22 protein-coding genes are annotated in these 20,307 nt (G+C 43.5%); 13 read left to right on the top strand and 9 right to left on the bottom strand.

Features of this window, described 5'->3' with window-relative positions; all coding sequences use genetic code 11:
• Nucleotides 1-84 precede the first annotated feature (84 nt).
• The 9 genes from sbnA to PG915_RS24050 are packed head-to-tail and all read left to right on the top strand — an operon-like array spanning nucleotide 85 to nucleotide 10,690.
• Nucleotides 85-1,065: a 2,3-diaminopropionate biosynthesis protein SbnA gene (gene sbnA / locus PG915_RS24090; RefSeq protein ID WP_353500354.1), complete on the top strand. Its 981-nt coding sequence runs from the start codon at nucleotides 85-87 to the stop codon at nucleotides 1,063-1,065.
• The gene (gene sbnB / locus PG915_RS24085) at nucleotides 1,049-2,074 is read left to right on the top strand and encodes a 2,3-diaminopropionate biosynthesis protein SbnB (protein WP_353500353.1); all 1,026 of its coding nucleotides are present in this window, start codon (nucleotides 1,049-1,051) and stop codon (nucleotides 2,072-2,074) included. The genes sbnA and sbnB overlap by 17 nt, the downstream gene beginning before the upstream one ends.
• On the top strand, nucleotides 2,074-3,036 hold the full coding sequence (locus tag PG915_RS24080; RefSeq protein ID WP_353500428.1) for a TauD/TfdA family dioxygenase: 963 nt from the start codon (nucleotides 2,074-2,076) through the stop codon (nucleotides 3,034-3,036). The genes sbnB and PG915_RS24080 overlap by 1 nt, the downstream gene beginning before the upstream one ends.
• A gap of 13 nt (nucleotides 3,037-3,049) precedes the next feature.
• Complete coding sequence (locus PG915_RS24075; protein WP_353500352.1) at nucleotides 3,050-4,204, top strand: AMP-binding protein; 1,155 nt, start codon at nucleotides 3,050-3,052, stop codon at nucleotides 4,202-4,204.
• Nucleotides 4,201-4,734: a phosphopantetheine-binding protein gene (locus tag PG915_RS24070; protein WP_353500351.1), complete on the top strand. Its 534-nt coding sequence runs from the start codon at nucleotides 4,201-4,203 to the stop codon at nucleotides 4,732-4,734. Before PG915_RS24075 ends, PG915_RS24070 begins: the two co-directional genes overlap by 4 nt.
• Nucleotides 4,735-4,736: 2 nt before the next feature.
• Complete coding sequence (locus PG915_RS24065; RefSeq protein WP_353500427.1) at nucleotides 4,737-5,423, top strand: thioesterase II family protein; 687 nt, start codon at nucleotides 4,737-4,739, stop codon at nucleotides 5,421-5,423.
• Nucleotides 5,424-5,430: 7 nt separating this feature from the next.
• Nucleotides 5,431-7,905 carry an ATP-grasp domain-containing protein gene (locus PG915_RS24060; RefSeq protein WP_353500350.1) on the top strand — a complete coding sequence of 825 codons (2,475 nt, stop codon included), beginning with the start codon at nucleotides 5,431-5,433 and terminating at the stop codon, nucleotides 7,903-7,905.
• A 14-nt stretch (nucleotides 7,906-7,919) separates the two neighbouring features.
• Complete coding sequence (gene asnB / locus PG915_RS24055; RefSeq protein WP_353500426.1) at nucleotides 7,920-9,755, top strand: asparagine synthase (glutamine-hydrolyzing); 1,836 nt, start codon at nucleotides 7,920-7,922, stop codon at nucleotides 9,753-9,755.
• 5 nt (nucleotides 9,756-9,760) lie between these two features.
• Nucleotides 9,761-10,690 (top strand): DMT family transporter, encoded by a 930-nt coding sequence (locus PG915_RS24050; protein ID WP_353500349.1) that lies wholly within the window; start codon nucleotides 9,761-9,763, stop codon nucleotides 10,688-10,690.
• A gap of 301 nt (nucleotides 10,691-10,991) precedes the next feature.
• Here PG915_RS24050 and PG915_RS24045 read toward each other — a convergent pair whose 3' ends face one another.
• Both PG915_RS24045 and PG915_RS24040 read right to left on the bottom strand, forming a co-directional pair.
• Nucleotides 10,992-11,168: a hypothetical protein gene (locus PG915_RS24045; protein WP_353500348.1), complete on the bottom strand. Its 177-nt coding sequence runs from the start codon at nucleotides 11,166-11,168 to the stop codon at nucleotides 10,992-10,994.
• Nucleotides 11,169-11,171: 3 nt separating this feature from the next.
• Nucleotides 11,172-11,504 carry a hypothetical protein gene (locus tag PG915_RS24040; RefSeq protein WP_353500347.1) on the bottom strand — a complete coding sequence of 111 codons (333 nt, stop codon included), beginning with the start codon at nucleotides 11,502-11,504 and terminating at the stop codon, nucleotides 11,172-11,174.
• A 753-nt stretch (nucleotides 11,505-12,257) separates the two neighbouring features.
• Between PG915_RS24040 and PG915_RS24035 the strand changes: the two genes are divergently transcribed.
• Both PG915_RS24035 and PG915_RS24030 read left to right on the top strand, forming a co-directional pair.
• Nucleotides 12,258-12,392 (top strand): hypothetical protein, encoded by a 135-nt coding sequence (locus PG915_RS24035; protein WP_353500346.1) that lies wholly within the window; start codon nucleotides 12,258-12,260, stop codon nucleotides 12,390-12,392.
• A complete protein-coding gene (locus tag PG915_RS24030) occupies nucleotides 12,352-12,810 on the top strand; it encodes an aromatic amino acid transport family protein (RefSeq protein ID WP_353500345.1) in 459 nt (152 codons plus the stop codon). Before PG915_RS24035 ends, PG915_RS24030 begins: the two co-directional genes overlap by 41 nt.
• A gap of 1,008 nt (nucleotides 12,811-13,818) precedes the next feature.
• Here the strand turns inward: PG915_RS24030 and PG915_RS24025 are convergent.
• The 6 genes from PG915_RS24025 to PG915_RS24000 all read right to left on the bottom strand — a co-directional run bounded on the left by PG915_RS24025 (nucleotide 13,819) and on the right by PG915_RS24000 (nucleotide 18,330).
• Nucleotides 13,819-15,282 carry a tyrosine-type recombinase/integrase gene (locus PG915_RS24025; protein WP_353500344.1) on the bottom strand — a complete coding sequence of 488 codons (1,464 nt, stop codon included), beginning with the start codon at nucleotides 15,280-15,282 and terminating at the stop codon, nucleotides 13,819-13,821.
• Nucleotides 15,283-15,477: 195 nt separating this feature from the next.
• Nucleotides 15,478-15,978 carry a hypothetical protein gene (locus PG915_RS24020; protein ID WP_353500343.1) on the bottom strand — a complete coding sequence of 167 codons (501 nt, stop codon included), beginning with the start codon at nucleotides 15,976-15,978 and terminating at the stop codon, nucleotides 15,478-15,480.
• A 10-nt stretch (nucleotides 15,979-15,988) separates the two neighbouring features.
• Complete coding sequence (locus PG915_RS24015) at nucleotides 15,989-16,504, bottom strand: hypothetical protein (protein WP_353500342.1); 516 nt, start codon at nucleotides 16,502-16,504, stop codon at nucleotides 15,989-15,991.
• Between the two features lies 1 nt (nucleotide 16,505).
• Entirely contained in the window at nucleotides 16,506-16,838 is a 333-nt protein-coding gene (locus PG915_RS24010) for a hypothetical protein (RefSeq protein WP_353500341.1), read from the bottom strand.
• Nucleotides 16,838-17,098 carry a hypothetical protein gene (locus PG915_RS24005; RefSeq protein ID WP_353500340.1) on the bottom strand — a complete coding sequence of 87 codons (261 nt, stop codon included), beginning with the start codon at nucleotides 17,096-17,098 and terminating at the stop codon, nucleotides 16,838-16,840. The genes PG915_RS24010 and PG915_RS24005 overlap by 1 nt, the downstream gene beginning before the upstream one ends.
• Nucleotides 17,099-17,409: 311 nt before the next feature.
• Nucleotides 17,410-18,330 (bottom strand): IS5 family transposase, encoded by a 921-nt coding sequence (locus tag PG915_RS24000; RefSeq protein ID WP_353500279.1) that lies wholly within the window; start codon nucleotides 18,328-18,330, stop codon nucleotides 17,410-17,412.
• An 85-nt stretch (nucleotides 18,331-18,415) separates the two neighbouring features.
• Here PG915_RS24000 and PG915_RS23995 point away from each other — a divergent pair, with 85 nt between their 5' ends.
• Both PG915_RS23995 and PG915_RS23990 read left to right on the top strand, forming a co-directional pair.
• Nucleotides 18,416-18,685: a hypothetical protein gene (locus PG915_RS23995; protein WP_353500339.1), complete on the top strand. Its 270-nt coding sequence runs from the start codon at nucleotides 18,416-18,418 to the stop codon at nucleotides 18,683-18,685.
• A gap of 10 nt (nucleotides 18,686-18,695) precedes the next feature.
• Nucleotides 18,696-19,211, top strand: coding sequence for a hypothetical protein (locus PG915_RS23990; RefSeq protein ID WP_353500338.1), 516 nt, complete (start codon nucleotides 18,696-18,698; stop codon nucleotides 19,209-19,211).
• Between the two features lie 61 nt (nucleotides 19,212-19,272).
• Here PG915_RS23990 and PG915_RS23985 read toward each other — a convergent pair whose 3' ends face one another.
• Nucleotides 19,273-20,241: a hypothetical protein gene (locus PG915_RS23985; protein ID WP_353500337.1), complete on the bottom strand. Its 969-nt coding sequence runs from the start codon at nucleotides 20,239-20,241 to the stop codon at nucleotides 19,273-19,275.
• Nucleotides 20,242-20,307 lie beyond the last annotated feature (66 nt).

The following is a 20,307-nucleotide window of genomic DNA, read 5'->3' as shown; positions in this document are numbered from 1 at the left end:
GTTAACAAAAACCAAATCTATGATTGTTTGATATTTATTTTTCTACTAACCTGCCCGAGATTTATTTATTTCAGCGGGTGTTAAATGATTGTTGAAGATATAAGTGACATCATAAATGATGATGTCTTTCTAAGGCTAACGGATTTCTGTGAAACAAATAGTCCGATATTAAAGATTGAAGGATTAAGTGCAAGTGGGTCTATAAAAATAAAAGCTGCCAAATATTTGCTCGAAGATGCACTAATAAATACCAACCTATCCAATTCGAAGCACTTTATAGAATCCAGTTCAGGAAATATGGGCGTAGCCTTAAGTATCATTGCGGCTAGCAAATCTCTTAGGTTTACTTGTGTCGCAGATGCCAATACGTCTGAACAAAACATCAAGACAATGAGAGCGTTAGGGACCGAGGTCATAATCATTACTCAAAAGGACGAAAAAGGTGGTTATCTAGGTAATCGCTTGAGCTATATAAAAAGTAGGCTCAATGAAGATCCGTCTCTCATTTGGCTCAACCAGTACGCCAATCCAGGTAACGTAAAGTCCCATTACTCATTAACTGCCAAATCTATTCACCAAAGCATCGGGGATGTAGATTATCTGGTTATTGGTGCCGGAACTACCGGTACGCTGATGGGATGCGCAGAGTATTTTAGAGTCCATTCTCCAAATACAAAAGTAATAGCAGTCGACTCGGTAGGTTCAGTGACATTTGGAACGCAAGCAGGTCCACGTTTTTTACCTGGGTTAGGCGCCAGTGTTCTCCCTCCATTTTTTAACGAAACACATGTCGATCAATTGATACAAGTCCCCGAAATTCAAGCGGTCAAGATGTGCAGAGAAATCGCTCAGAAATATGGATACCTTGCCGGTGCTTCGACAGGAACCGTTTTGGCTGGGTTGAAGAGCGTAAGTCACCGGTTCAAAGAATCCGATAAGGTCGTGGCGATTTCCCCTGACCTTGGGGCGGGTTATGTCAGCACCGTTTTCAATAACGAGTGGTGTGAAGAGAAGTATGGATTTATAGCTGAAAGAGAAAATGAAGAATATGCAAAAGCAATTTGAAGTCATTGGCGGAGAGTACATAGCAAGTGTTCTTTCTCAATGGAAGAAAGATATTTTGGGTGTAATCGAGTCAACGTATCTTGCTCACGAAAATGGTTTTACCGAAAACCCAGATAGTTACTTCTTGCGTTTTAAGGACAAGCCTGAAGCGCGAATCATTGCGTTACCCTCATCAATAAATGACACTAACGCGTCGATAGATATCGCAGGGATTAAGTGGATTTCAAGTTTTCCAAAAAACATTGAACACAACCTGCAAAGGGCGTCGGCGGCGATTTTGCTCAACAACAGAACTACCGGCTACCCATTTTGTTTGCTAGAAGGAGCGCAGATAAGTGCAGCAAGGACGTCAGCATCTGCTGTACTGGCTGCAAATCACCTGTCTCGGACTGGAAAGCGTGCTGAGCGAGTGTGCATTATCGGCGGGGGAGTGATCGCAAGATACATCACTGAGTTTTTTCATGCCGATGACTGGCAGATTGAACAGTTCGAGATCTATGATTTGTCCGAGGATAATGCTCACCTGTTTGCAAAAAATATGTCAAAGCAAACAGGCAGAAACATCGATATTTGCACATCCTTAGAGGCCGCACTGTCGGCTGATATTGTGGTTTTTGCCACTACGGCACCGGCACCATACTTAGACCCTGACTTCCGATTCAACGCAAATCAGCTTGTATTAAACATTTCACTGAGAGACATACCAGCTGAAACTATACTTCAGAGTAACAATGTGTTCGACGATGTTGAACACTGTATGAAAGCTAATACCTCCCCTCATTTGGCAGAGCAAATGACTGGCAATCGCGATTTTGCGGATGGCACATTAGCGGCGTACATATCAGGCAATTTGGAGCTTGATTTAACGAAGCCCACGATATTTTCACCGTTTGGACTAGGTGTTCTGGACCTGGCCTTATCCATGTTCATTTACAAGCATGATACCGACTTACCGGGTCGACATGCCCTAAACGACTTCTTCCCTGATGTATCGAGGTGGGCTGAGTGATGAAAATGGAAGGTTGTACAGTATCCCTTTTGGAAGATGGCTATGAGCATATTTACCTGGTAGAGCCGGGCGATGAGGGGCAAACCGTTCGAGACGTTTTAGTAAACTTGGATTTAGATGCTCTTCTGGCTGAAAAGAAGTGTCTACTGTTTCGCGGGTTCAACGTCGATAGCGATGATAAGTTTAGTCGGATAGTTTCTGATCTTGCGCAGCAGGAGTTGAGTTACAAGGAACGCTCTACTCAGCGTATTCAAACAGCAAAAGGTGTCTATACAAGCACTGAGTATCCAGCGAATAAGCAGATTGCGAATCACAGTGAAAATGCTTTCCAGAAAGTGGTTCCAGGTAAAATCTTATTTTGCTCACTTGTCGTCGCGGAACAAGGGGGAGAAACCCCGATATCAGACAACAAGAGAATTATCGACATATTGCCAGAAGAAGAAGTCGAGAAGTTCCGCAAGCTTGGGGTAATGTATCAGCGAAATTTCGATGGCGGATTTGATCTATCCTGGCAGGAAGCTTTTCAGTCGGATGACCCGGCTGAAGTTGAACATTACTGCAAAGACAATGAAATCGAGTTCGAGTGGATCTCCACTAGTCACTTGAGGACTCGACAAAAAAGGCAGGCAATCATTGAACATCCAATCACTGGCGATGAGCTTTGGTTTAACCAGCTCCACCTATTTCACGTAACCAATCTGGAACCAGCGATACAGCAGGCAATGTTATCGTCGTTAGGGGGCGATCTCTTACCAAGGCACGTATTTTACGGAAATGGGGAAGAAATTCCCAATGCCGTGGTTAATAAAATTCGCGCCGCATTTGTCGATTGTCAGGTTGCTTTTGGCTGGAAAGAAGGTGACTTCCTGATAGGCGACAATTTGCTCGTCAGCCACGGGCGCAAACCGTTTCAAGGTGAGCGGGCAGTGCGTGTCGCTCTGATAGACCCGATAGAGCTATAAGTGGGAGAGAATAATGTCTGAAATGTATTTACTAGAAGCTTTGAAAATAAACGTCGCTAAACGGCCTAATGACACGGCGGTGACAGACCAAAATGAATCATTAAGTTATTCCGAATTTTATGACCGAATTGAATCATTAGTAAAAAGTATCATAGCCCATTCTAGTCCTGGGGCCGCGGTTGCTGTCTGTATGCCTCGTGGGGTGAACTTCGTTGTTGCAGCCTATGCCACATGGATGGCCAAACGCGTCTATGTACCAATGGATGATAACTGGCCAGCATCGCGAAAAGAAACAGTTCAAGCACTGTCAGATGCAGAGTTATTGATTGACGCTGAGGGGGTTCGTGTCCTTAATCCGAAGGAAAAAGGAAAAACAGATGCAAACCATGCTTACATCATTTTTACTTCTGGCACGACAGGCAAGCCCAAAGGCGTACTTGTTGGTCACAAAGCCTATGAGAACTTAGTTCAAGAACATCAAAACAAGATTTATTCACCCAACGGTTTAGCGAGCGGAAACGTCGCGATGAATGCGTCGTTCTGTTTCGACAGTTCCCTGGAGCGGTTAGCTCTCGTTGCTCTGGGTTACTCCCTCCATGTATTGAGTGATGAGACAAGAAAATCCCCGCAACTTCTAGTCGAATATGTACGAAGCCACAATATCTGCAATATTGATTTGGTGCCATCGCATTTAAAACTGCTGCTTGAAGTGGGCCTTGGTTCGGTGCAGAGCTTAAAGCTTGTCATTGTAGGGGGAGAGGCAATAGATGATGACCTTTGGAGCAACCTGTCTGCCCTAGATGCCACAATCTTCAACGTGTACGGACCTACTGAAAATACGATTAATACCACTATTACAAAGATAACAGGAAATGAACCAACGATAGGAAAGCCTTTAAAGGGGGTGGAATGCGTGGTTGTGAATGAAGCGAAAGCCGTATGCGCGGACAATGAGCCCGGTGAACTTTACGTGCGGGGTGCCATCTCGCTGAAGGCTATTACAACGACCCTGAGAAAACGCTTGAAGCTTTCGTTATGTTCCAGGGGAAACGTAGCTATCGTACCGGTGACCTTGTCAAATGCAGTTCCAATGGCGATCTCATCTTTTTGGGTCGGCTTGATGACCAAATCAAAGTCAGTGGTTATCGCATCGAACTGGAAGAAGTGAGGAAAGCGATAGCTAATCTTAAAGGGGTATCAGAAGTTGCCGTTTCCGTTGTGAAAAACAGCGCAAGCAATTCAGTGCTACTTGCTTCAGTCGTCTCGGGTCAAGGCGGTCAAATAAACGTAATGGCCTTGAAAAACAAACTCACTCAGCTTCTTCCTGAATATATGGTGCCATCGTTATGGCAAGAGGTGATGAACATTCCTCTTACTGACAACCTAAAGTTGGACCACAAATCGTTAGTTAAGTCCTGGGAGTCTCGAGCGAAGGGGGAAACGAAAAGTCAATTGGGCCCAGGTTCTGACGTAATTTCTGAGCGCGTGAAAGCGGTTTGGGAGCAAGTACTTGAGCAGCCCAATCTAGCGTTTGACACACACTTCTTCAATGTGGGTGATTCTCTCGCAGCGATGAATTTAATGGTCGCATTAGAAACAAACCTAGGGGTTCGCCTATCGTTACCTGACCTATTTCAACACCCAACGATCGATGCTCTGAGTGCCCATATTAAGTGTAAGCGAATGGAGGTCCTGTGAGTATGAAGTTGGACGTCTTTTGCTTTCCGCATGCCGGAGGCGGTGCTCACCAATATCACTCTTGGCAAAATGCATTCCCTGAACATATAAACTGGTCGGCTATTGACCGTGCCGGCCGCTATTCAAGGATTGGTGAGGTAGCAAATGCAAGCTTTAATTTGATTGTCGATGACCTTGTTGAGCAGATCGTAGCCAGGTCTGTAAATACTGATTTTGCTCTATTTGGACACAGCATGGGCGGTGCCTTGGCTTACGAAGTTACACGAGAACTTGAGAAGCGGGGTGTTTTTCCCAAATGCTTGTTTGTATCGAGCGCGTTGTGTCCTTCTAAGCGTGAAGAGGGTGCATACCGCTATTTTGACTTGGAAGATGATCTATTTTTAGAACACTTGATGTCGCTCAGTGACGGAGCTACTACTCAAAATGTGGAAGTACTAAGAGCCTTCCTTCCTGATATTCGTGACGAATACCGGCAATATCATGAATATGCACCAAAGCCGGGAATTGTGCTCAAAACGCCTATCTTAGCGCTGTGCGGGAAGAGTGAATACGTCAATGAAACGATGGATAGCTGGAAAGAGCTGACTCAGTGCTTCCACGGCGTGTCACGCTTCTCTGGCGGCCATTTTTACTGGAAAAATCACTTTCCTAAAGTGGCGCAAATCATTACTCAACAAATATTATTATAGGGATAGCATGTCTGAAGTTAATAACAAGGAAGTCATCGTTATTGTTGACGCATACACAGGTGGTAAATACCTGGTTCCTGCCTTTCAAGCGATTGGCTACAAAGTTATTCATATTGAATCAGCCTTTACGCCTTCATATTTCGATCAAGACCAGGAGTTTACTCGACGTACTTGCGATAGAACGGTCATATACAATTTTGGGTATGGCGAGTTGTTGGAGACTTTAAGTGATTACTCGATTAAAGCCATCATCGCTGGCAGTGAAGGTGCCGTAGAGCTGGCAGACCAGCTCAATAATGAGTTTGCATTATCGTTTTCTAACGATGTTGAACTGTCTAATGCAAGACGTGACAAATACGCAATGCAGGAAGCAATCAAGAAGGCTGGGGTTACGTCTATAGATCAAGCTGTGGTGACGAGTACTTCAGAGCTGTCTGATTGGTTGGCTGGAAGAAATGACTGGCCGGTCGTACTAAAACCTATGAGAAGTGCGGCAACGGATGGAGTGTCAATTTGTTACTCGGAAAGCCAGGCGCTCGATGCATTCCACAACATTATGGGAAAAAACGATGTGTTTGGAGAGCCTAATACATCAGTACTTTGCCAGGAATTTTTGAACGGAGTGGAGTACGTCGTGAATGGGATTGCGCGCGATAGCGGTTTTTTCTTTACTGAGCTCTATGAATCTAGAAAACGATTTGTTGATGGCAACCCGGTCTACGATGAGCAGATCTTGCGCTACCTGAATGACGAGTGCTATTGCGAGTTAGCGGACTATACACAGTTGGCGTGTCAGGCCTTGGGTTTACGTAACGGAGCATTTCATGCCGAAGTTATGTTAACCGAGCGCGGCCCTGTCCTTATCGAGGTTGGCGCTAGGATTGCCGGTGGTGCAGATCCCTACATCATTGAGGAGACGTTGGGTCACTCTCAGGTCAGTAAGCTGGTGGATGCCATCGTAAGACCAGAGGCGTTTGATGATGCAGTTAACCAATTGCAAAACACCAACGCGATCTCTCACAAGAAGGCAGCTTACGTTTTTATGATCAGTACTAAAAATGGCTGCGTGCTTGAGGATCCGCTTCCGGCATTGAAAAATATTAAAGGAGTGGTGTCTGCGAAGTATCACTACGACATTGGTGATACACAAAGCAAGACAATCGATTTGCTGACAGCGCCAGGTGTCATCACGGTCATAGAGAAAGACAGCCAGGCGTTGTTCGAAACCGTCGCTAAGGTGAGAGAGACCGAGAAAGCGTTCTATGATACGGGGCTGGGGGAGGTTCCAAAGATTCCCGCAGATGATCACCATTTAGCTTCGTTAATTCGGGAGACCCAACAGACTTTCCCATGGTATGGAGAAATGAACCATGTCGATCTCGAACAGCCTTTTAGCATCAGTGACTTGCCGCTAGTTGACGAAGCGGTTTTAACGGAACATTACTATCATGCTGACCATAAGTTCCAATCGATGGATGTGTATCTGACATCAGGAACTACCTCTGGAAAGCGAAAGCGCATTTTGTATGTTCCTTCCGATCAGGAAATTTACCTTAAGCAAAGAAAGGATGTCATTCAGAATTTCTGTGGAATCCATTACAAAACAGCGTGCGCCGATTTAGGCACAGGGCATGCAGCTTCGACAGCTGGCGAGATCTTTCGTTTGATGGGATGTAAAACGGAGCTGATCGATTTTACTCGTCCAATCGCGGAGCATATCGATATTTTGAACCGCTTTAACCCTGAGATTTTCTTCACGATGCCAATGATCCTCGATGCGCTTATTGCGACGGGTGAACTTAAGGCAACACCAAAGAAAATTATCGTTCTAGGAGACGTTGCCAGCTTAGATTGGCAGAAGAAAGTCGCTTCATTTTTCGGTATTTGCGTTAGTGACATTCTGGATTTGTTTGGAAGTATTGAGGTCGGCTCAATCGCGTTCTTTAATCATGAGATTGGCAAGTATCAGTTCGATGATTACATTTTGCCAGAGGTCATTGATGCCAATACTCTGTACCCAGAGGTGAACTACAACGGGCCTGGCAAAGTGTTACTTCTTACCTCATTTGCACGTTCTAGTTTTCCTGCTATTCGATTTGTCACAAATGATTTAATTGAAGGGTTCGATTGTATCGAGCACAAGGGAAAAACTGTTTATGTTTTTGATCGCTGCCTTGGCCGTTATTCCGGGGAATTTAAGCATGGCGAGAAAGTTAACCTATCAGATATTACCGCAGCAATCGCTAAGCACGCGCCTTACAAAGCATATGATTTAGATGATACGCAGGGTGGACTTGTGATACGCATCGCCGATCCGAACCTTAGTCAGTCTCAAGTTGATTCTATTAAAGAAGATCTACTGGACCGTAACCCAGATATCGCAGATATGATTCAGTCTGGCTTAGTTGGTGACATCGAAGTGGTTCGCGTCGCCGAAAGCGAGATCAACTGCGCAGTCAGTAAACGTAGATACAAGTCTTAGTGGAGGAATGAGTGATGTGCGGGATTGCAGGTATACAGCACTTTAACAAATTGGTAGGCGATAAAGGCTCATTAAATGCGATGCTCGAGGCTTTGTATCATCGAGGTCCCGATGACGAGGGGGTTTATCGCAGTGGCTCGACTCATATAGGGATGTGCCGTCTAAAGGTTGTCGCGCTTGAGAATGGGGCGCAACCTTGTATCAGTGATAATGGTCGATTTGTTATCGTGTTCAATGGGGAAATCTACAATTACGTCAGTTTGAGAGACTCGCTGAAGAAACGAGGCCTTAAATTTAAAACGGACTCTGATGCTGAGGTGATCGTTAATCTGTATCAGGAGTTCGGAGAGGATTTCTACAACAAGCTCGAAGGCATGTTCGCCGCTTCGATCTACGATATTCATGAGGACTCGATACTATTGGTTCGAGATCGTGCAGGCAAAAAGCCGCTATATTACAGTTTAGAAGATAATACATTAAGTTTTGCTTCTGAGATGAAATCTCTAGTGCAGAGTCGATTCATAGAACCGCAACTAAACTTTTCTGCGATTGACTATTTCTTGAAGTTTCGCGTGATGCCTAATGATCAGAGCGTCTTCGACAATGTTCATAAGGTTCCTCCTGGCTCCTGTATAAAGTTTACTAATGAAGGTATGACGCCAGTTAAGCATTGGTCTGTTCGTTATTCTCCAAGTATAGTTGAGCGAACAGAGCAAGAATGGGTCGATGAGGTTGATAATCTCTTAAACAAATCAATTCAAAGTCGATTACTGGCTGAAGTACCAGTGGGCACCATGCTCAGTGGCGGGCTAGATTCAAGCCTTGTTACTGCAATTGCCCAGAAGCAGGGGACCATCCATAACCTGAAGACATTCTCAATCGGCTTTAAGGACGGCGAGTTCTCTGAACTTGAGTATGCGAGAAGACTGGCTAAGGATCTGGGAACAGACCACTATGATTATATCATTGAGCCGGAAGAGGCCATCCAGGCTGCTCATGATCTGGTTAAGCATTTCGGTGAACCATTTGCTTTCCCTTCCTCCATTGCTAGTTATTTCATGTTCAAGCTAGCAAAGCAACATGTCACGGTAGTGCTTGGTGGAGATGCAGCTGATGAGCTGTTTGGAGGGTATGCAAGGTATCAGCTTGTCCAACACTTTCCAAATATACCAAAGGATATGGGGTTGCCAAGAAAAGTGGAGCTAAGCAGTGGCGATTGGAGTAAAGATAGGTTTCCCGAATTTTATCAGTCGTTACTAACGGATGGGTTAGATCATGACAGTCGGGGACTGCTCTATAGCTCAACTTTTAAAGAGCGACTTGCCCAGGAGCGCAGCATCGAAAAGCATCAGCAATACACTGCGCAGTTGGGCTCTGTTTCAAGGCATAACTTGGATCTGGCGATGGAGTATGACTTCAATCATTGGATGAATGAGGCTCAACTGGTCAAGGTGGATATCGCATCAATGGCCAACTCTCTGGAGGTCAGAACACCGTTCCTGGATCGGTCTTTAGTGACCTTAGCGAGTTCAATGCCACCCGAATTCAAACTTCGTGACGGTAAGGAAAAGCATCTTCTCTATCGAATGGCAAAAAAATACCTGCCTGATTATATTCTGGAAAGAAAGAAACAAGAGCTCGCGGTTCCGTTAGAAAAGTGGCTTCTCAGCCACCTAAAAGATCAGATAGTGGAAACGTTGCTGAGCGAAAGAGCGATCAATCGAGGACTGTTTGAGCGCGATGAGTTGGTTAAGTTTGTTACTGAGTTTAAGCCGGAAAATAGTTATGCGCTATGGACCCTATATATGTTGGAAGTTTGGTTCCTTGAGATGTTTGATAAGAGGCGATAGATAAGATGGGCGAAAGGTATTTCGTGGGTGTCCTGTTGGTCTTGCTTTATGTTGCCATAGCGTCAACCCAAAGTGTTGTGCTGAATATTTGGCTCGTTTCGATCAATGTATTTGTGATGGTAGCTATCAGTTTTACGATCGCAACAGCTGTATTCTCGGCAATTGCTATGTACAAGCAGCCGCGGTCTTTTCGCCCCCTTCTGGCGGAATGGAGGATGGTCGTTGCCTTTAACGTCGTGACGTTATGCAATTGGCTGTTTTACTTTTTGTCGGTTAAATACCTGGAGCCCTCAGTGGCCGTGACTATCACTCAGGGCTTCGGCCCTGTGGTGATGACTTCCTGGCTGCTATTTCGTAAAGAAAAGGTATCGGCGTTCACTCAAACATGCCATTTAATTACATTGTTTGCGGTCGCCATATTGTGCATTCACGTATTTGTAAGCCGCTCTGCGTACTCAGCGTATGACAACTCACAAATGTTTCTTGGGATGGTGTTTGCTTTTTTATGCTGTATTAGCATTACCGCAACAGTTGTCATCTCGAAAAAGTTTGCCGTAGCCAAGATCCCTGCTACGACCATGTTGTCTGTTCGGTTTCCATTGCTCATTGTCGTAACAGGTGCCTTTATTCCGTTTCAGCAAACGCTGACTTTCAAACAAGAAGACATGTTTGCCATTCTGGCTGTGTCACTTGTGGGTGTGTGTACTTCGATTTACGTTCTTCAAAGAGGAATCGAGAAAACCTCTTCTCTGGCTGTATCGACATCACTGGCGATTTCGCCGCTTGTCGTTTTGGGTATACAAAGTGTGTTAACTGGTTATCCACTTTCAAACATGTTGGTTGGCTTGGTTTCTTTGATCGTCACCGTTTCGATTGCTTCAGTGCTATACGAAGGGAATGTGTTTAAAAAGCAGAAGACTCCATCGATGGGCTAAAAATAAGGCTATGGAGCAGATACGCCATTCTGACACAGGTTTTTCATGTGCATCAAAATTAGCAGTCTTCTTACAACTTATTTAGAAGCGTAACAAACTTTAAATAAAAATTGAGTTAGGGCAATCGGTTAGATCTGATTTCATCTTTGCTAGAGAAGTGGCAGTTCAAGTCACGACTAATTCAATTGAGCCTTTGTTCTTCTGTATTGTTACGTTCTATTGATATGGATGGCATGACCTCCCTGCAAATGGAAAGTGTCTCTAGACAGAGAGGCATACACTAAGAGTTTGAAAGTCTGCGTTAACGTTCTACTAAATGTTGTTCCATAGATAGAGCAAGTTCTGTCAGTACCGCATAGACAAAATCTCTGTCATCTTGAGACTGGTACATGTATTCAAAATAGTCGTCAATTTCGTTCACGGCCTTTATGTAAGCCCAGAGTATTTCACTCTCACCTACACCATTATGATCCTCCATATCTCACCTTTTGTCGTTCTTGCTAATCAGCTCTTTCAGCCACTTTTTGGCACTCTCTGAAAGTGAATACGCATTTACCTTTCTTTTATGAAAGTGCTTGTGCTTGCTAACAGTGATGAACGGCATATCTTTAGTTATCTTTCGAAGATACATCCCTTTTTTTTGAGGTTGCCTTTTACCTTTATATAGTCGAGAGGGTAAGTGTGCTTTGTGTGAATCCCATATCAAATCACGGGTATAGATAGTTGATGATGCGATTAGAGTATCGATGAGATAACGACGAAAGGGGTGGGAATTGTAGAGTTCTACAACGTTTGTATCGAGTTGTTTTTTCATAGTCTTTCCTTATTGAAAATGTGTTTGTCTGGTGTTGATTATTAAGCCCAATTTGCAGGGCGCACTTACCCAGGCGATTCAATGAAAGGCCTTTAGTGGTTTGAGCGCTCTTTGTTTTGGGGCGACACGCACATTCTCGGCGACTATAAGTCAGACCACGCTAGCAGTATTCAGTGAGCTAAACTGCATTGCTGTCACTCTTGCACAATAGATTAGTTTGTGTGACACAAGGTCACGTCGACAAGGTGAACTCATCAGTTAACCTAGTATTTGTGCTTTACGGAGTCAACTACCTAAACGGCTATACCCCAGAACCAACAGAGATTTGTGAGGCACAACAGTAAAAGAGGTGAATGCGGCTGCTTAAAGAAGACTATGTAATACCTTCTTATGTTATTACGGGGATAGGGGTTTAGGCTAGCTTAGCTTCGCGCCTATTTGTAGCTGTTTTTTGTCGTTTGTAGTGCTCTTAGTAGCAGATGCCTCTCGGAATCGCGGGTTAAATTTTTCAACCGCAACGTTATCGACCAACACTTGGTGGATTCTCAATCAGCCTGTCTCCATTACTAATCCAGTTTTTCCTTCGTAATTTCTGAAAGTTATCAGGGACTGGCTTATTGATTGGTTTTTCATTAATCCACCATATAGGTGAAGTTCTCCGATTAGGTTGAATTTTTCAACTGTTCTGGTGGAGTCTCACCTTCTAGAGCCCTTATCGGTAGCAGCACGGAATATGGAACCGAAGGAGGACAGATGGCAAAACAACACATGCTTGCTCTGAAGAATGTCTTTATGAGCTATGGATCAAAACCAGTTCTACTCAACATCAATCTAGCGGTATCAAAAGGTGAGTGGTGGTATCAACGGATTGGTCGCCAGTCTGTCTGAGGTGACGCACGTGGCGGGGATTCACGACTACATTAGTAGCTTCGCCAGTTTAGCACTCTTGACGTCATTTTTGGGAGTTAGTATGGGACTGAAGGATTTCATCGGCGACATGATCAAAACTCCTAAAGTGGGGCAAGAGCCCCAAAAAAGCTACCCGGTGGTGGCGACCTTATTGCCGCCGTTGCTGTTTGCCTGGTTTTTCCCCAATGGATTTGTATTTGCATTGGGTTTTTCCTCGATTTTCCTAGCCATCATTGCCATATTCCTGCCTCTTGCCATGATCATGAAGAAAAGACGCCTAGCGGCTAACACGGGGGCTTACCAAGTCCGAGGTGGGGCTTCCATGCTCGGATTGGTGGCGTTGACCGGCATGATTATTGTGGTGGCACAACTCGCAATAATGGCCGGTTGGACCTAAAGGGCAACTGCGCGTGGACTCTCACAGAGCCTCCTCCAAGAAATGGCCGAAGCCAATTAGAAACTGGCGACAAGAACCTTGTGACCGATAAGTGATTTTTCGTATAGACAAGTGGCCTTACGTCAGGATTACATAAGGTTTTTATGACAGGTTTTCACTCGGAAAATTGGCAAATAAAGCCAGGCTTACAAGAATCATGACAGTTACTATATTTGTGCTTAAACGAATAAAATTAATTCGTTTAAGCACAAATATAGTAAGAATGTAGTTAAAATTGAGACGAAGGTGTCTTTCTTTCTGTTGGAATTTCACACTAAAAGTTCGTCTGGAACGCTAGGTCATAGTGGCATCTTTCATCTTATGAGGTATGACTTAACACTTCATAAGATGGTTCAATTTACCGTACCGCTATAATAAACAAGATCCTGTTAAGCCATGTAGACCGACCTGTTAGCGAGCATTTTGGTCATGGGGGTTGATCCATAAAATAGTCTCATGATTTTCAAGTGACTGTATCAATGGGTCATCTCTAACATTTTCGTCGTCGTCGTTAAATATAAGAAAATCTCTTGACTGGCTCAATATACCATCGTCATTCCTAACAACAACTACAGCTTGCTCTCTTGATCCTAAATTGAGGTTTTTTATGCTGCACTCCAATTTACTGCCTAACGTAATCACGATCCGATTCCCTTCTATACGCATATAAAACATGTAGTATATAATATTTAAGTACGCATGAGTATTGGAAATCGTGTGGCATGGAAAATACACACGATGAGAGCTATATACATAGACATCAAACTAGAGTTTCTCACAGATTGTTTCGTAGAAATATTTGAAGGTTCCATCATTTAAGCGTTGGAATCAACGAAGCGCTCAGTATTTGTGACAGACACGAACAACGGTTCTCAAGAGAGTGTTAGAGGAAGTATTCGAAGATGATATCGATATACACAATATTAATGAGTATTAGGATAAAAAACGACCAGTTGAATAAGTCTGCAGTTATAGGTGTAAAATAGCTTTCTTAATAGCCTCAATGCCACGTTGGTCATAACGCTTTGTCGTTTTTGGGTCGGCATGTCCCATGACCTTACTTACTGTCAAATCATCATAACCTTCTCCTAATAGATTCGTGGCCGTGGAATGACGAAAATCGTGCGGTGATATAGTACGGCCTAATACAAGCGATACCTCTTGGCAGACACGATTGACGGACTGTGTGGTCATAGCCTGATTTATCACTTGCTTGTGCTTATTAACACGACAGAACATAGGGTCTCGTGAAGTAAAATTCTGGCTATTTTCACGAACTTGTATCCACTTTCTTAGAAGTTTGACGACAAATCCTGAAGTTGCGATGTATACGTACCGCTCTTTATTGCCCTTACCAATGATATGGAGCTCACCGGTATCGAGATCACAGTCTCCTACTTTGAGTTGAACCACCTCTAGACGGCGTAAACCGGCAGCGTACATCAGTCCCAACATGGCGCGATCTCTGTGGGCTTTCACCTGATTTGTTTGATTCTTTGTAATTTCCATTATGTTGGCGAATTCAGACTTAGCTATGTACCGACCGGAATCTAGACGCGATCCTCGACTAAGACGAATTGCTCTTATCCGCTCAAGATCATCAATACTTAACCTGCCAGCTAACCAGTGACTCTTGGCAACGCCGCGGATCATTCGAAAAATGTTGTCGACGGTTGCAGGGCTGTAGTCGCGTACTTTGACGATTTTTCCAAGTTCCCTGTCGTATTCTTGCACACCATCGTAGAGATATTCGTTCATAGAAGCTTGTACAACAGGAGCCACCAGCAGTTCATCCCAGTTATAGCGATGGATGCAGCTAGTGATGCAGTAACACGCGAACGACTCAATCGCTTTTTCAACCTTTGCACTGATGTGCGGTTCGAACTCGATCCTTACATTGGCGTGCTTGGGCTTTAACCAACCATAGGAGAGAAGATCTGTTGCCTCACTGGTCTTATTAAACTCACGTAAGGTTATAAGTAATTGATTATATGTCACTTCTTCTAGCAGATTGGCGTCAAAATATTGCTGCGCGACAATCTGTAAGCCTTCGAGGAGTGGTGTTGACTCAAGGTTTTTTCGAGTCGTTTCCGATGCTTTTTTTAGCCTGGCAACTTCATGCTCTTTATAGATGATGAAACTCGATAACGCTCTAGAAAGAAGTGAAGGTTGTTTGAACAGTTGGAACCAATCAATCAGTTGATAACTGCTACCGAGAAAGAATCGAGAAAAACGCTCAAGAATGTATCGGGCATTAGCCTGGCCACCCGTTGTATTGGTGGAGCTAAGAGAACTGATGTAACTAAGCGCTGGATTCGTGACGCTGTCACTGTTTCGTTTTCTGCGGTTGAGAGCAACTAACTCCAGATTATTTGAAGCGATTTGACTGTGGTTTTGGTCTACAACAATGATGTCGTTTTGGTTACTGTTCATCCGATGATCATTCTCAAGTTTCTATAATGGACATTATATAACGTTGAGATCCATTTTCAAATGTTGATCTTCATATCGGTGTTTTTGCTGTTCTGTCGTTGTCACTTGTAGATAGTGAGCTGCTGTTGCTCGTAACCTTGCGGCTTTGAGCAAGCCGCTCTTGAAAGTTTGTGCACCAAAGCACTACCTAATTCTTCATATGCTTCTTAATTGATTTTTAATCGCTCTTTCTTTCTTATTGGAGATAAAATCAAGCAACATATAATATTCGAAGACTTGGATATCTCGATATTGCTTGTTTACGTCACTAATGTAGTCATGAACATCGTCATCTTGGTCACTCATTTCACATAGCTTTTTTGATTGTTCTGTATCTATTGGATTATTGTTTAAGAAACATAGAACGGGCTCCTTGTCTATCTTAGGCAAAAAGGGAATTTTCTTTGCTATAGTGCTTAACATTATAATCGTGAGTAACCCACATATACATAGTACAACTATACTTAAACATAGATACCCAACGTAGATGTCGATATCAATTTCGTCTATAGAAATCTGACCAATCAATTGTATTAATAAAACCTGTGAAACCAGGAATAGTAAAGCGAATGTTACTCTAAATACATTCTTTGCTCTAATTACTTGAGACTTGGTTATCACAGGTAAGACTAATTTATCTTCATTCCACGTATCCATATCATCAACCTTACGCTTCTGAAAATTCTGACTTAAATCGTCGTTCCGTTTCCATTTCGTCTTTTCGTGTGACAATACTCGCCAAGCATTTGAATTCATAGTATCTTGGCTCGCGATCCTGCTCAAAGATTTTTTCAACAAATTCATGCACTTCTGCATGCTCAGAGGCCAGTTTCATTAGCTTCTTTTTCTGCTCAGTATTGAGCAAGTCAAAATCAGACCATGCAGCAAAGTCCTCGTCCGGCAGTGGTATATAGTAACCAAACATCATCCCCACTCGTTTTAACACGGTACTCATAGTTAGCATTGCAACCACAAATAAAACTATTACGCTAAGTAATATTCTCATAAACAAAAGAAAGATGTAGGTACCGCCTGTCGCTTCGCTATCTATCTCTGGAATGCAAGCAAAAGCTAAAAGGAAAACAATGATAGTGTAGAAAATAGCGATTTGTGTGTAACATTTTCCTACGCTCTTAATATAATCTTCTTTATATACTTTAATACCAACTATGTTATCAATCATACTATATCTCCTCTGAAAGATTGCGCTTTTGTAAGATGAAATGAATAAATTTTCCTGTCAGTTTAATTGCGTAGCAATAAGGAATGACTATTAAAGGTGCTGTAATAATGAAAGCCGTTAAGTTGCTTGCGTGTGTGCCTTGTTCGGGTAGAAAGGACTGTATTAGTAGAAAGAGCTGTTCTATTTGTTTATCGCACAATATTAACGTTACAACAAAAAGCGTTATAAGGTACATTTCATTGTAACCTTCCTTTTCACTTTTAAGCGCCTGATAGTAGATGGTCACACTCACTGAAAAGATTATTGCTGTCCATATAAAGGTTAGAATGCCCATTATTTCTCCTTCTTACCCTCTTCTTGCTCAACGCCACGTTTCGCCAAACACAGATTGATGAGGAACCAAGGGACTATGACGATAGAAGCCAACACTGCATATCTACTCGCTTGCACTATGTGCTCCCAGTCTATGTACTGTTCAAGCTCCAGATACAAGGCATGAATTAGTATGATAGGGATTGCTACCATGTATAGAGCCCCTATGGTGCCGAGGATTTGATAGGAGGTTGTTTTTGCAGCTTCTTTAACCTTATGCATGCTCTATGTCTCCTCATTGTTCACTTCTATGTCATCAATCTTGGAACCGTTAACACAAAGATAGGCTTCACAGTTTTTATATAAAAATTCATTTGATTAAGCAGTGTCATTTTGGCTGCTTAATTTATTGCTAGGATTAACGTTAGCCCTATTCTAAGTTCAACGTCTCATTAGAGGTTGGATCTATGTGTAGGTATTTATTTGTTTTTATGTCACTTATTTTCGCTCTCACTACGTCTTATGCCGATGATCAAATGGGCTTTGTTGCGTAATTCGGACAGAAAACCAAACTGCCTGAAATTGGGTAATTCTTATACAACATACTGAGTTTCAGGCATACCAAGCCCTGTAAGCTTGTTCAGTGCTTTAATCATGGCGTAGGTTTCACCTACCTGAGCATTGTAATTTCTCAGGCTTAATCTACCTCCTAGCAACTGCTTCACACGATACATGGCTGTTTCTGAGAGTGAACGCTTGTTATAACCATACCGCTTTTTCCAGTTCTGGTTGGAGCCGTAGAGCTTTTGGCAACCTACCGATAAATTGCGAGGGTGTCCTTGTTCCCAGAAGGCAGCCCCTTCTCTTGGTGGGATAAGCGGAACAGCTCGCTTAATCCGTATGGCATCATGGCAATTCCTTGTGTCGTAAGCACCATCTCCAGATATCTCGATGATTCGTCGACGTGTTTGCTTAAGCAAATTAGGAAGGACTTCTGCATCAGTGACATTAGATAAACTTAGTTCTGCTGCTATTATCTCGTGAGTGCTGGTATCGACTGCTAAATGCAGCTTTCTCCAGACTCTGCGCTTCCCGTCAGTACCATGCTTCTTGACCTTCCATTCACCTTCTCCATAAACCTTGAGACCAGTAGCATCAATGGCCAGATGCTGTATCGTACCTCTGGTTTTAGTTTTAAATGAGACCTCAACTTCCTTGGCTCGACGGCTTATACAGGTGTAATGTGGACAAACAAGCGGAATGTTAGCCAGCTTAAATACTGAGTCTAGAAAACCTTGCAGCGCTCTCAATGGCATAGAGAAAACTCGTTTCACCATCAATGCGGTTGTAATGGCAAGATCGCTGAATTGACGAGGCCTGCCGCGCTTACTCTGTTTGCTTTGCTTCCACTCGCTTATGGCTTCTTCATCAATCCAGAAAGTGAGTGAACCACGATTGATTAGGGCTTTGTTGTACTGTTTCCAGTTCGTTGTTTTATAACGAGGTTTTGGCATAAGGCTACGATGATTAACTGATGTAGACGATCAGATCGTAACTTCCTGATTTAGTTCCATCGAATTACGCAACAAAGCCGATCAAATGCCACCTGAGTTTCGTTTCTATCGCGCATGGCAGTGGAACGATATGGAAGGCTGCCGGCTTGGTGACAAACTCTATTCTGTGGGAGAAAAGGTGGCCATGAACGATGGTGCGCTTAAAGATTTCACGCAGCGTACAGGCCGCCAAGCTGCTGATGGTTACGCGGTTCTCATGCAGTGCAATATATTAATCACCAATCCGAGACTTGATGACCACCCTGCTTTGCGCGAGCGTGTCTATGTCTGGACTGCATTTAATTGGTGGAGATAGGGGATATAGCATGGATAGTTTCAGTAACATTTCAAGACTACCAAGTGGCTCGTGTCAGCTTCGCTTTAAGCGCGACAACAAAAAGGTGGAACCCGTCGTTAAAAGTCTGCCCCAGGCTATTTGGCTAAGAAACGAACTCTATTTGAACGTACCTTGTCGTCCACCACATTATTTTGTCAAAATCTTCGGTGAAGATGTTCTTCGTCCTTGCACGAAAATCGACCGTGCAGGGCTGCTAAAAGATTATTGGCAAGTTCACTCACGTAGCCTCGTTGATAGGAAATACCGTCCTAGAACGTTTGCTAGTCATTTAGACGCTATAGAATTTGTTTCGAAATGGCTGCCAAGCTATAACGAGGTCGCTAGGCTTTATAATGTTGAGCGAGAGAAGGAGTTTAAGCGCCTAATAGAACAAGAGCTAAAGACTTTAAAACCCTTATTGTCCTGCAGCTTTGATAAGGCGCTTTGGTACAGATGTGCTGTTTCCATTTACGGAGCGAATGTACCGATGTATTTCACTGAATAATGTTTTTGTGACTCTAGATTGGCATCATAGAGATACCTTGGCCATAGAAAACAGTTGCTTCCTATTCGCCACCACCACCACCGCAGCCTCCATCCCCTCCAGAGCTACCACTGTCACTGTATGATGAGCTGCAGTCGTTGTGAGCACTGCCACCATTTCTGGGGTTGTCACTCCCGCTAGATATCATGACGTTGGCGACCATAGCACCGGTTACAAAATCACTAGATTCTGAGCGTGAGTTTGAATGAGTGGATATGGTTCGACGGCTTTGTCTACCTGTTTGACTTGGACGACGCTGGGTTTTTGCGAATACATCATCTGATGATGAATTCCTACTTCGAATCATGGGTTCAGACTCGTTAGACTCACGCTTCTTTGTAATGAATCGATTTATCGCTGCTACGACCATCATTAGTAGGACGAAGGCAGGAATATAGAACCAGATGATGACTGAATTCTCCATAAAATCGCTTAACGATTGTGGGTCTGCAGGTTCACCAGTAGGTTCATTAGTATCTCGAGCCTCACGAGCGAGTTTGATTGCGCTCATTCTCCTGTCCCACATTTGGGTGTATCGATCCGAATCGAAGGTGCCCACATTTTTATAGTGAATTAGGAGATTTCCTTCCTTATTTTTTATCAGCTCAATTTCTGCTGTGCGCCCAGATTGCCAGCCCAAGTACTCTTCAATTGTGTGGCTTGGATAGAGCGTCTTACCTCCGTAGAGACGAGTCCAGTTGAAGTCGGGTCCTAGGCACCGTAGTGATGTTTCCACGGGTAGAAATTTGATCGAATCATTATTAGGATGTTTGCAAACCAAGTGTCGATTGTTCTTTTGGTCATAGCGCCAATGTTCTCGACTAAAGGTTGCCAATAAGTACGGCTGGCCAATTGGTGTACGTGTTTCTTTATCTTGTTCAGCGAGTGTTGCGTAGGTCGCGAGTGCCGCTCCACTGCGTGCGTTATACGCACTAGCATGAAACGACAATGTGATTAGTGCAGCTGTACCAATAGTGAGTAGAAAGTTCATAGCGTCATTTCCTTATGCGATGAACTTTAGTTAAACACAAGCAAGTTTGTGTTCTTGACGATTAAG

Origin of the sequence: Vibrio sp. CB1-14, assembly GCF_040412085.2 — a bacterium.
Lineage (GTDB): Bacteria > Pseudomonadota > Gammaproteobacteria > Enterobacterales > Vibrionaceae > Vibrio > Vibrio chaetopteri.
The sequence above is the reverse complement of the archived record's forward strand: the minus strand, read 5'-3'. Positions and strand labels throughout refer to the sequence as shown.

Excerpts from the sequence above, each read along its gene's own strand:
- sbnA (WP_353500354.1), top strand. The coding sequence starts at position 85 with ATGATTGTTGAAGATATAAGTGACATCATAAATGATGATGTCTTTCTA.
- PG915_RS24060 (WP_353500350.1), top strand. The coding sequence starts at position 5,431 with ATGTCTGAAGTTAATAACAAGGAAGTCATCGTTATTGTTGACGCATAC.
- asnB (WP_353500426.1), top strand. The coding sequence starts at position 7,920 with ATGTGCGGGATTGCAGGTATACAGCACTTTAACAAATTGGTAGGCGAT.
- PG915_RS24065 (WP_353500427.1), top strand. The coding sequence starts at position 4,737 with ATGAAGTTGGACGTCTTTTGCTTTCCGCATGCCGGAGGCGGTGCTCAC.
- PG915_RS24015 (WP_353500342.1), bottom strand. The coding sequence starts at position 16,504 with ATGATTGATAACATAGTTGGTATTAAAGTATATAAAGAAGATTATATT.
- PG915_RS24045 (WP_353500348.1), bottom strand. The coding sequence starts at position 11,168 with ATGGAGGATCATAATGGTGTAGGTGAGAGTGAAATACTCTGGGCTTAC.
- PG915_RS23990 (WP_353500338.1), top strand. The coding sequence starts at position 18,696 with ATGGATAGTTTCAGTAACATTTCAAGACTACCAAGTGGCTCGTGTCAG.
- PG915_RS23985 (WP_353500337.1), bottom strand. The coding sequence starts at position 20,241 with ATGAACTTTCTACTCACTATTGGTACAGCTGCACTAATCACATTGTCG.
- PG915_RS24020 (WP_353500343.1), bottom strand. The coding sequence starts at position 15,978 with ATGGATACGTGGAATGAAGATAAATTAGTCTTACCTGTGATAACCAAG.
- PG915_RS24040 (WP_353500347.1), bottom strand. The coding sequence starts at position 11,504 with ATGAAAAAACAACTCGATACAAACGTTGTAGAACTCTACAATTCCCAC.
- PG915_RS24000 (WP_353500279.1), bottom strand. The coding sequence starts at position 18,330 with ATGCCAAAACCTCGTTATAAAACAACGAACTGGAAACAGTACAACAAA.
- PG915_RS24035 (WP_353500346.1), top strand. The coding sequence starts at position 12,258 with ATGGCAAAACAACACATGCTTGCTCTGAAGAATGTCTTTATGAGCTAT.
- PG915_RS24025 (WP_353500344.1), bottom strand. The coding sequence starts at position 15,282 with ATGAACAGTAACCAAAACGACATCATTGTTGTAGACCAAAACCACAGT.
- PG915_RS24075 (WP_353500352.1), top strand. The coding sequence starts at position 3,050 with ATGTCTGAAATGTATTTACTAGAAGCTTTGAAAATAAACGTCGCTAAA.
- PG915_RS24005 (WP_353500340.1), bottom strand. The coding sequence starts at position 17,098 with ATGCATAAGGTTAAAGAAGCTGCAAAAACAACCTCCTATCAAATCCTC.
- PG915_RS23995 (WP_353500339.1), top strand. The coding sequence starts at position 18,416 with ATGCCACCTGAGTTTCGTTTCTATCGCGCATGGCAGTGGAACGATATG.
- PG915_RS24080 (WP_353500428.1), top strand. The coding sequence starts at position 2,074 with ATGAAAATGGAAGGTTGTACAGTATCCCTTTTGGAAGATGGCTATGAG.
- PG915_RS24050 (WP_353500349.1), top strand. The coding sequence starts at position 9,761 with ATGGGCGAAAGGTATTTCGTGGGTGTCCTGTTGGTCTTGCTTTATGTT.
- PG915_RS24010 (WP_353500341.1), bottom strand. The coding sequence starts at position 16,838 with ATGGGCATTCTAACCTTTATATGGACAGCAATAATCTTTTCAGTGAGT.
- sbnB (WP_353500353.1), top strand. The coding sequence starts at position 1,049 with ATGCAAAAGCAATTTGAAGTCATTGGCGGAGAGTACATAGCAAGTGTT.